Raw genomic sequence first — 8,683 nt, 5'->3', positions numbered from 1 at the left:
CATGGTCGAGCAGCCGCTCGGCCAACTCTTCCTCGTTATAGGTTTCGTCCTGGCCCACGGAAAACACCTGGGACGTGCCGGTCTTGGCGCCCATCCGGTAAGGCGCGCCCTCGGCCATGACCTTGGCGGTGCCTCGCTCGCCGTGCACCACCTCCGCCATGGTCTCTTCCATGCGCTGCCAGTTGTCCGGATTATTCAGTGTGATATCCGGGCGCGGCGGCACCCGCAGGGCGTCGGCGGCCAGGGTGGGCGTCACCTGCTTGCCGTGGTGGGCGAGAATCGCGGTGGCGGTGGCCAGTTGCAGGGGCGTGGCCAGCATGAAGCCCTGGCCGATACTGGCGTTGATGGTGTCGCCGTGGTACCAGGTGGCGCCGCGCGCCGCGCGTTTCCACTCCTTGGACGGCAGTAGCCCCGAGGACTCGTTGAACAGGTCGATGCCGGTGGGCTGACCCAGCGAAAAGTCGCTGAGGAAATCGTGCATGCGGGAAATGCCCAGCTTGAAACCCAGATCGTAGAAATAGGTGTCGCAGGACTGCACCACCGCCTTGTTCATATCCACATGGCCGTGGCCCCAGCGCTTCCAGTCCCGGTAACGGTGCGGGTTGTCCTCCAGCTGGTAGTAGCCGGGGTCGAAGATGGTGCGCTGCCAGTCGGTGACCCCGGCGTCCAGGCCCGCCAGCCCGATAAACGGCTTCACCGTGGAGCCGGGCGGGTAGCGGCCCTGCAGCGCCCGGTTGAACAGCGGGTTGTCCAGGTCTTCCCGGTAGCGGGCGTAGTCCTGGTGGGAGATGCCGTTGACGAACAGGTTGGGGTCGAACACCGGGCGGCTGACGAACGCCAGCACGCTGCCGTCGCGGGGGTCGATGGCCACCACCGCGCCGCGCCGGTCGCCGAGGGCTTCGTCGGCGGCCCGCTGCACGTCCATATCCAGGGTCAGGCGCAGGTTTTCACCGGGCACCGGCGGCTTCTGCTCCAGCACGCGCAGTATCCGGCCGCGGGCGTTGGTTTCCACCTGACGGTAACCCACCTGGCCGTGCAGGCGGTTCTCGTAGTAGCGCTCCACACCGCTGCGCCCGTAGTAGTGGGTGCCGGCGTAATCGCCCTGCTCGGTGAGGGTCATGCCGTCCAGGTCTTCCGCGTTGAGCCGGTTCACGTAGCCCAGCACGTGGGAAAACAGCTTGCCGTGGGGGTAGTGGCGCACCGGGTTGGCGGCCACGCGCACGCCCGGCAGCCGGTGCTGGTTCACGGTGATGCGGGCGATTTCGTCCTCGCTGAGGCGCCCGCGCAGGGGAATCGGGTCCCAGGGCCGGCGCGGCCCCTGCAGACGCTTGTTGAAGCGTTCGATGTCGTCGCTTTCCAGCGGCACCAGCTGGTGGATCTCGCGCAGGGTGCGCTGCAGGTCGGGAATCTGCTCGACGATCACCTCCACGGTGAAGTCCGGCCGGTTGGCGGCCAGAATCTCGCCGTTGCGGTCGGTGATCAGGCCGCGCGGCGGCGGCACCGCCTGGGTCTGCACCCGGTTTTCATCGCTGAGCGTGGTATAGCGGCTGTGCTGGAAAATCTGCAGCCAGGCCATGCGCCCCACCAGCCCGACGGTCAGCAGGGTGACCAGAATGGCGCTCACCAGCAGCCGAAAGCTGAAAATCCGCTGCTCGTGGTGGTGGTCTTTTAAGGTCAGAGGTCGGCGCATTGGGCCCTGATAGTCGATGGTTCAGCGATGATACGGATGGCCGGCGAGCAGCGTCCAGCCGCGATACAACTGCTCGGCGAGCAGAACCCGCACCAGCGGATGCGGCAGGGTCAGCGGTGACAGAGACCAGCGCTCATGGGCGGCGGCGGACACCCGCGGGCAGAGACCGTCCGGCCCACCCACCAGCACCACCAGATCCTGGCCCAGGTCCTTCAGGGTACCAAGGCGCTCGCTGAGCTGCTCGGTGGAGAGCGCGCGGCCGCCCACTTCGAGCGCCACCTGATGGGCGCCGGGGTATTTCGTCAGCCGCTTCTCCAGTGCTTCGCCTTCGGCGCGCACCAGGGCGGCGGTGTCCCCCTTGCTTCTCTTAGGCAGCGGAATCTCCTCGAGTTCCAGGCGCATGTCCGGCGGCATCCTTTTTTGATACTCGCCGAAGCCCTGAATCACCCAGGAGGGCATTTTGCCGCCGACAGCCAGAAGATGAATACGCAAACAACACACCCGCCGCGCAAGTGAATGGCAAAGGGTCAGTCGCTTTGCGGCGACCGGTCCGGATGGTGCGCCGGATTCTGCCAGAGGCGCTCCAGATCATAAAACTCCCGGGTCGCCGGCAGCATCAGATGCACCACCACGTCGCCCAGATCCACCAGGATCCACTCCGCGCCGCGCTCGCCCTCGGTGCCCAGGGGCTTATAGCCGGACTTCTTGGCCTTTTCCATCACCGAATCCGCCAGGGCTTTGACGTGGCGGCTGGAGGTGCCGCTGGCGATCACCATGTCGTCGGCGACGCTGGTGACGGCGCGCACATCCAGGCTGGTAATGTTCTTGGCTTTCATTTCTTCCAGAGCGTCGATTACCAGATCCAGCAAAGGGGGTTGAGAACTCATGGGGCCTCGTTGTGTGCGTGACGGGTTGGGTGAACGGTGTCGGCATTATACAGGCCCAGGCGTCGGATATGGGCCAGCACCGCCGGTGTCAGGTGATAATCGGCGCCATCGTGCTGCAGAGCACGGCGGATATCGGTGGCGGCCACCGCCATTTCCGGGCGGCGCAGCATCAGGCGCCGCCCCGCCGGCCGCCGGCGCAGCAGCGCCGCCGGCGCCGCCGGGAAGGCGCGCTGCACCGACAGCGGCGCCGGCGGGCTGTGCGGGCGTGGCACCACCGCCAGATGGCAGAGGGCGGGAAATTCCCGCCAACGGTGCCAGCGATGCAGACCGGCGAAGCTGTCCGCGCCCACCACGAACACCAGAGGGCGCGCGCCGATCAGCCGTTTGTAGTGCTTCAGGGTGGCCAGCGTGTAGGACGGCCCGCTGGGGTGTCGCAGCTCCCAGTCGTCGGCGACCAGCTGTTTGTGCCCGGCGCAGGCGCGGCGCACCATGGCCAGCCGCTGCTCGCCGGTGGCCAGGGGCTGGGGCCGGTGCGGCGGCACCGCGTTGGGCAACAGATGCACCGGCGCATCGCCGAGCGCCCGGGATACCGCCAGGGCGGCCCGCAGATGGGCACGGTGAATCGGGTCGAAAGTACCGCCGAACAGGATCAAAGGAAGGTCGGACGCGGTATCACGTCCGAACATGCCCGTCCCCGAGCACCACCCACTTCTGGCTGGTGAGCCCTTCCAGGCCCACCGGCCCGCGGGCGTGGAGCTTGTCCGTGGAGATGCCGATCTCCGCGCCCAGGCCGTACTCGAAGCCGTCGGCGAACCGGGTGGAGGCGTTGACCATCACCGAGCTGGAATCCACCTCGGCGAGAAACCGCCGCGCCAGGGTGTAGTTTTCGGTAATGATCGACTCGGTGTGCCCGGAACTGTAGCGGTGGATGTGCTCCAGCGCCTCGTCCAGGCCGTCCACCAGCTTGATCGCCAGCACCGGCGCCAGGTATTCCTCGGCCCAGTCGGTTTCGGTGGCTTCGCCGATGCCGTCGAGCAGCGCCCGGCTGCGCTCGCAACCGCGCAGCTCCACGCCGGCGGCCTGATACTGGGCGGCCAGCTCCGGCAGCACCCGTTCGGCGATGCCGGCGTGCACCAGCAGTGTTTCCATGGTGTTACAGGTGCCGTAGCGCTGGGTCTTGGCGTTGTAGGCCACCTTGATCGCCTTGCCGGCGTCCGCCTGGGCGTCGATGTAGACGTGGCAGTTGCCGTCCAGATGCTTGATCACCGGCACCCGGGCGTCGTTGCTGATGCGTTCGATCAGGCCCTTGCCGCCGCGCGGCACGATCACGTCCACCCACTCGGGGTGGGTGATCAGCTCGCCCACGGCGGCGCGGTCGGTGGTCTCGATCACCTGCACGGCGGTTTCCGGCAGGCCGGCCTCGCGCAGGCCGATGCGCAGGCACTCGGCGATCGCCTGGTTGGAATCGATCGCCTCGGAGCCGCCGCGCAGAATCGCCGCGTTGCCGGATTTCAGGCACAGCGCCGCCGCGTCGATGGTGACGTTGGGGCGCGACTCGTAAATGATGCCGATGACGCCCAGCGGCACGCGCATCTTGCCCACCTGGATGCCCGAGGGCCGGTAGTTCAGGTCGGTGATGCCGCCCACCGGGTCGGCCAGGGCGATCACCTGCTCGAGGCCTTCCACCATGCCGTCGAAGCGCTCCGGGGTCAGTTCCAGGCGGTCCAGCAGCGCCGCGTCCAGGCCGCTGTCACGGCCGCGCGCCAGATCACGCTGGTTGGCGTCGAGAATGGCGCTGCGGTGCGCGCGCAGGGCGCCGGCGATGGCGCTCAGGGCGGCGTTCTTGTCGCCGGCGGTGGCCCGGGCCATGGCCCGGGACGCGCCGCGGGCCTGCTCGCCCACGGTCGCCATGTACTGCTGGATATCCATGTTCTCTGCGATGCCCATTGTTTGACCGGAAAAGAATCGGAAGGCGCCTAGTATAGGCGTTTCCCGGCCCCGGGCGAAACCAGCGCTTTCAGGAGACGGAGGCTTCGAGCACGCGCACCATGGGGGTGCCGCGGGTGCGGGGGATGGGCAGGGCGGTGTAGAAATCCGCCGGGTCGTGGACGGTGAGGGCGTCGAAGCCCTGGTTCAGGAAGTGGCGCTCGGTGTCGGCGTCGGAGCGGAAGTGGAACGCCACCTGGCTGCGCGATATCGCGCCCAGCAACCCGCCCAGGGTTTTCAGCGTGCGGTGGAAGCGCATGTTGGCGTACAGCGGGTAGTTGTCGCTCAGATACACGCCGCGCGGAAAACGACGCAGGCCGGCGGCCAGCCGGCCCCAGAACGGCGTCACGGTGTCCAGGCTGAAGTAGTTGATCAGCCCCTCGGTGATCACCGCCACCGGCCGCGCCGGGTCCAGGCCGTCGAGCAGGGCGGCGACGCTGTCCGGGCCGTCCTCGGCGAGAATGTTCACCGGCACCACGCGGTGGGTGGCGCTTAAGAAGCCCTTGGCGGCCAGCAGGCGGCGTTTGCGGTCGGCCATGTCGGGCAGGTCCGCCTCCACATAGGTGATCGACGGAAAGCGTTGCCGGAAGCGGCAGCCGCGCGGTGACAGCCCGCAGGCGATCTCCACCACCTGCAAATCCGGATGCTGCTCGATCAGCGCCTCCAGGCGCGCGTCGATCAGATGGTGGCGCTGCAGCAGGAAGGTGCGGATATTGCCGCCCAGTACCCGCTTGCCGAGCGCTTCCATGGGGCTCATGGCGCCGTACAGCAGCGCCCCCGAGCGGGTCTGGAAGAACGGCTCGGAGAGGCCGTTGCGCACCCATACCTGGCCGGTATAGAGCGCGGTGAAGCTGATCGACGAGGTGTCCGGGGCGTGCTTGTCCATGGCGGTCCTGCCTGTGGTGGTGATCGCAACGCCGAAGGCTAGCAAAGCCGGTCGCCCGACGCCGGGGGCGAAGGGGCCAAAACAGGCGGCGGCTACTTTTCCAGGATCGCCGGCAGCGGTTTGCCGCACAGGCGCAGCACCAGCCCGGCGAGAAACTGCCAGGGGTCGCCGGGCCCCATGCCTTTGACGGCCTGGTCGGCGCGGATCGCCAGCGCCTGGCACTGGTGCAGCTGGCGCGGCGGCATGCGCCCGGCCTGGGCCTGCAGAGCGCGCAGCCGCTGCGGCGGCAGGCGCGGCGGGGCGCCGCCGGTGGCGAGCGCGTCCAGGGCGCGGATTTCCCGGCCCAGGGCCCACAGCACCACCGGTGCTTCCACGCCTTCGGCGCGCAGGGTGCGCAGAATGCGCAGCGCCCGGTTGGCGTCGCCGCCGCTGGTGGCGTCGGTGAGGTCGAACGGCGTGTAGCGGCTGGAATCGCCCACCGCCTGCTGCACGGTGGCGGCGTCGACGCGGCCGTCCGTGGCCAGCAGGGCGAGCTTGTCCACTTCCTGGGCGGCGGCCAGCAGGTTGCCTTCGCTGCGCTGGATCAGCAGTTCCAGGGCGTCGTCGTCGATGGTCAACTTGAGCGCGGCGAGCCGGTCGCGCAGCCAGTGTTGCAGCTGCTTGCCTTCCACCGGCCAGATCTCCACCACCGCGCCGACCTTTTCCACCGCCTTGACCCAGGCGCTGTTCCAGTCCTTGCGGCGGTCCAGCCGCGAGCAGCGGATCAGAATCAGGGTGTCGTCGTTGGGGTGGTCGAGCAGATCGCGCAGGATCTGGCTGCCGGCTTTGTCCGGGCGCTTTTCCAGCAGCACCAGTTCCAGAATCCGGCGGCCGCCGAACAGGCTCATGCTTTGCGATTCATTGAGCAGGGCGTTCCAGTCGATGCCGGTGTCGGCGCTGAAACGGTGGCGCTCGTCGAAGCCTTTCTGGCGGGCGCTGGCGCGCAGGGCATCCAGGCATTCGTCCTGCTGCAGGGGCTCGTCGCCGGCCACCAGATAGACCGGCAGCAGGTCGTTTTGCAGGTGCTTGGCGAGTTGCTCCACACGCAGGCGCATGGCGGCTAGCGGTTCCGGCTGTCGATTTTGCGGGCGGCGTTGGCCAGCTGGTTGATCAGCCGGTAGGCCACATCCTCGTAGAGATCGTCGCGCACCAGTTCTTCCTCGTCGGAGGTGGCGGTGACGTTATCCGGCGAGTAGGCGAAGCTGCGCAGGGCGGAAATACGCCGTGGCGGGTTGAGCATCGCCTCGGTGTCGCGGTCCACCAGTTGCCAGGTGATTTCGTAGCGCAGCTCGCGCTCGGCGGCGCGGCCGCGGGCGTCCACCGCCGCGGTGCGGCTGTCCCAGCGTTCGTCGAGAATCATCACGATGTTCTGTGATTCGCCGTGGATCAGCACGCCGCTGGGTTCCAGCTCGTCCTCCAGGGTGTAGCGAAGCCGGGCGCTGGCGCCGTCCAGGGTGATCGACTCCAGCTCCGGCGTGGAGGTCTGACCGCGCAGTTGCCAGCCGGAGCAGGCCGCCAGCAGCAGGGCGGCAGCGGTGAGCAGCAGGGCGGTTCGGGCGTGACGTATCACTGGCGGTCTCCGATCAATGTTCAGTTGGCGACAATATTAACCAGTTTGCCCGGCACCACGATCACCTTGCGGATGGTCTTGCCTTCGGTGAAGCGCACCACATTGGCTTCTTCCCGGGCCAGCGCTTCCACGCTCTCTTTATCGGCGCTGGCGGGCACGGTCAGTTTGGCGCGTACTTTGCCGTTCACCTGTACCACCATCTCCAGGGTGTCCTTGACCAGGGCGCTCTCGTCCACCGCCGGCCAGGCGGCGTCGATCACCGCCTCGTCATGGCCCAGGGCGTGCCACAGGGCATGGGCGGCGTGGGGCACGATCGGCGACAGCAGCAGCACCGCCGCTTCCAGGGCTTCCTGGCGCACCGCCCGGGCCGGGCCTTCGTCGCCGCCCTCGTTGAACGAGCGGCTGACTTCGTTGCTCAGTTCCATCACCGCGGCGATGGCGGTGTTGAAGGTGTAGCGGCGGCTGATGTCATCGCTGACCTTCTGGATGGTTTCGTGGGTCTTGCGGCGCAGCGTTTTGCCGCTGTCGTCCAGGGCGGCCGGGTCCAGCGCCGGCGCCGGGCCACCTTCCACGTGTTCCGCCACCAGCCGCCACAGCCGTTTGAGGAAACGGTGGGCGCCTTCCACGCCGGAATCGTTCCATTCCAGGGACTGCTCCGGCGGCGCCGCGAACATCATGAACAGGCGCACGGTGTCGGCGCCGAACTCCTCAATCATTTGCTGCGGGTCCACGGTGTTGCCCTCGGACTTGGACATCTTGGCGCCGTCCTTGAGCACCATGCCCTGGCAGAGCAGCCGTTTGAACGGCTCGTCGGACTCCACCAGGCCGGTGTCGCGCAACAGCTTGTGGAAGAAGCGCGCGTACAGCAGGTGCAGGATGGCGTGCTCGATGCCGCCCACATACTGGTCCACCGGCAGCCAGTAATTGGCGCGGGCCGGGTCCAGCATCGCCTGGTCTTCGTCCGGGCAGGTGAAGCGGGCGTAGTACCAGCTCGATTCCATGAAGGTGTCGAAGGTGTCGGTTTCGCGGAACGCGGGCTGGCCCTGGTGTTCGGTTTTGGCCCACTCCGGGTCGGCCTTGATCGGCGAGGTGACGCCGTCCATGCGCACGTCCTCGGGCAGCACCACCGGCAGCTCGTCTTCCGGCACCGGCACCTGGGTGCCGTCCTCCAGCGAGCGCATCGGAATCGGCGCGCCCCAGTAACGCTGCCGGGACACGCCCCAGTCGCGCAGGCGGTAGTTCACTTTCTTCTCGCCCAGGCCGCGCTCGGACAGCCAGGCGGCGATGGCGTCGAACGCCTGCTCGGAGGTCAGGCCGTCGAATTCACCGCTGTTAACCAGCTTGCCCTTGGCGGTGAAGGCTTCGTTGTCCAGGTCCAGGGTCTCGCCGTGGGCGGGCTCGATCACCTGATTGATCGGCAGGCCGTACTTGTGGGCGAACTCGAAGTCGCGTTGGTCGTGGGCGGGCACCGCCATCACCGCGCCGGTGCCGTAGCTCATCAGCACGAAGTTGGCCACCCACACCGGCACGTCCTTGCCGGTGATCGGGTGCCGGGCATACACGCCGGTGAAGATGCCTTTCTTCTCCATGGTGGCGATGTCCGCCTCGGCCACGCCGGCGTGCTG

9 protein-coding genes are annotated in these 8,683 nt (G+C 67.8%); all 9 read right to left on the bottom strand.

What is annotated here, in order from left to right:
- Positions 1-1,690, bottom strand: a 1,690-nt coding sequence (gene mrdA / locus ACEQZD_RS10860) for a penicillin-binding protein 2 (protein WP_370185405.1), incomplete at its 3' end; no start/stop codon positions are given.
- Positions 1,691-1,711: 21 nt separating this feature from the next.
- Entirely contained in the window at positions 1,712-2,182 is a 471-nt protein-coding gene (gene rlmH, locus ACEQZD_RS10855; RefSeq protein ID WP_142949570.1) for a 23S rRNA (pseudouridine(1915)-N(3))-methyltransferase RlmH, read from the bottom strand.
- 35 nt (positions 2,183-2,217) lie between these two features.
- On the bottom strand, positions 2,218-2,577 hold the full coding sequence (gene rsfS / locus ACEQZD_RS10850; protein ID WP_067606306.1) for a ribosome silencing factor: 360 nt from the start codon (positions 2,575-2,577) through the stop codon (positions 2,218-2,220).
- On the bottom strand, positions 2,574-3,263 hold the full coding sequence (gene nadD, locus ACEQZD_RS10845; RefSeq protein WP_335629440.1) for a nicotinate (nicotinamide) nucleotide adenylyltransferase: 690 nt from the start codon (positions 3,261-3,263) through the stop codon (positions 2,574-2,576). The genes rsfS and nadD overlap by 4 nt, the downstream gene beginning before the upstream one ends.
- The gene (locus tag ACEQZD_RS10840) at positions 3,250-4,506 is read right to left on the bottom strand and encodes a glutamate-5-semialdehyde dehydrogenase (protein ID WP_142949615.1); all 1,257 of its coding nucleotides are present in this window, start codon (positions 4,504-4,506) and stop codon (positions 3,250-3,252) included. The genes nadD and ACEQZD_RS10840 overlap by 14 nt, the downstream gene beginning before the upstream one ends.
- Positions 4,507-4,594: 88 nt before the next feature.
- Positions 4,595-5,449 (bottom strand): class I SAM-dependent methyltransferase, encoded by an 855-nt coding sequence (locus ACEQZD_RS10835; protein WP_194856584.1) that lies wholly within the window; start codon positions 5,447-5,449, stop codon positions 4,595-4,597.
- Between the two features lie 92 nt (positions 5,450-5,541).
- Positions 5,542-6,543: a DNA polymerase III subunit delta gene (holA, locus tag ACEQZD_RS10830; protein ID WP_335629443.1), complete on the bottom strand. Its 1,002-nt coding sequence runs from the start codon at positions 6,541-6,543 to the stop codon at positions 5,542-5,544.
- A 5-nt stretch (positions 6,544-6,548) separates the two neighbouring features.
- Entirely contained in the window at positions 6,549-7,058 is a 510-nt protein-coding gene (gene lptE, locus ACEQZD_RS10825) for an LPS assembly lipoprotein LptE (protein ID WP_142949566.1), read from the bottom strand.
- A 20-nt stretch (positions 7,059-7,078) separates the two neighbouring features.
- Positions 7,079-8,683: leucine--tRNA ligase (gene leuS / locus ACEQZD_RS10820; protein WP_370185401.1), on the bottom strand; the 1,605-nt coding region annotated here is incomplete at its 5' end.

The organism is Alloalcanivorax sp., from assembly GCF_964221125.1.
Taxonomy (GTDB): Bacteria; Pseudomonadota; Gammaproteobacteria; order Pseudomonadales; family Alcanivoracaceae; genus Alloalcanivorax; species Alloalcanivorax venustensis.
This window is presented reverse-complemented; position numbering and strand designations above follow the sequence as displayed.

Excerpts from the sequence above, each read along its gene's own strand:
- holA (WP_335629443.1), bottom strand. The coding sequence starts at position 6,543 with ATGCGCCTGCGTGTGGAGCAACTCGCCAAGCACCTGCAAAACGACCTG.
- nadD (WP_335629440.1), bottom strand. The coding sequence starts at position 3,263 with ATGTTCGGACGTGATACCGCGTCCGACCTTCCTTTGATCCTGTTCGGC.
- ACEQZD_RS10835 (WP_194856584.1), bottom strand. The coding sequence starts at position 5,449 with ATGGACAAGCACGCCCCGGACACCTCGTCGATCAGCTTCACCGCGCTC.
- ACEQZD_RS10840 (WP_142949615.1), bottom strand. The coding sequence starts at position 4,506 with ATGGATATCCAGCAGTACATGGCGACCGTGGGCGAGCAGGCCCGCGGC.
- rsfS (WP_067606306.1), bottom strand. The coding sequence starts at position 2,577 with ATGAGTTCTCAACCCCCTTTGCTGGATCTGGTAATCGACGCTCTGGAA.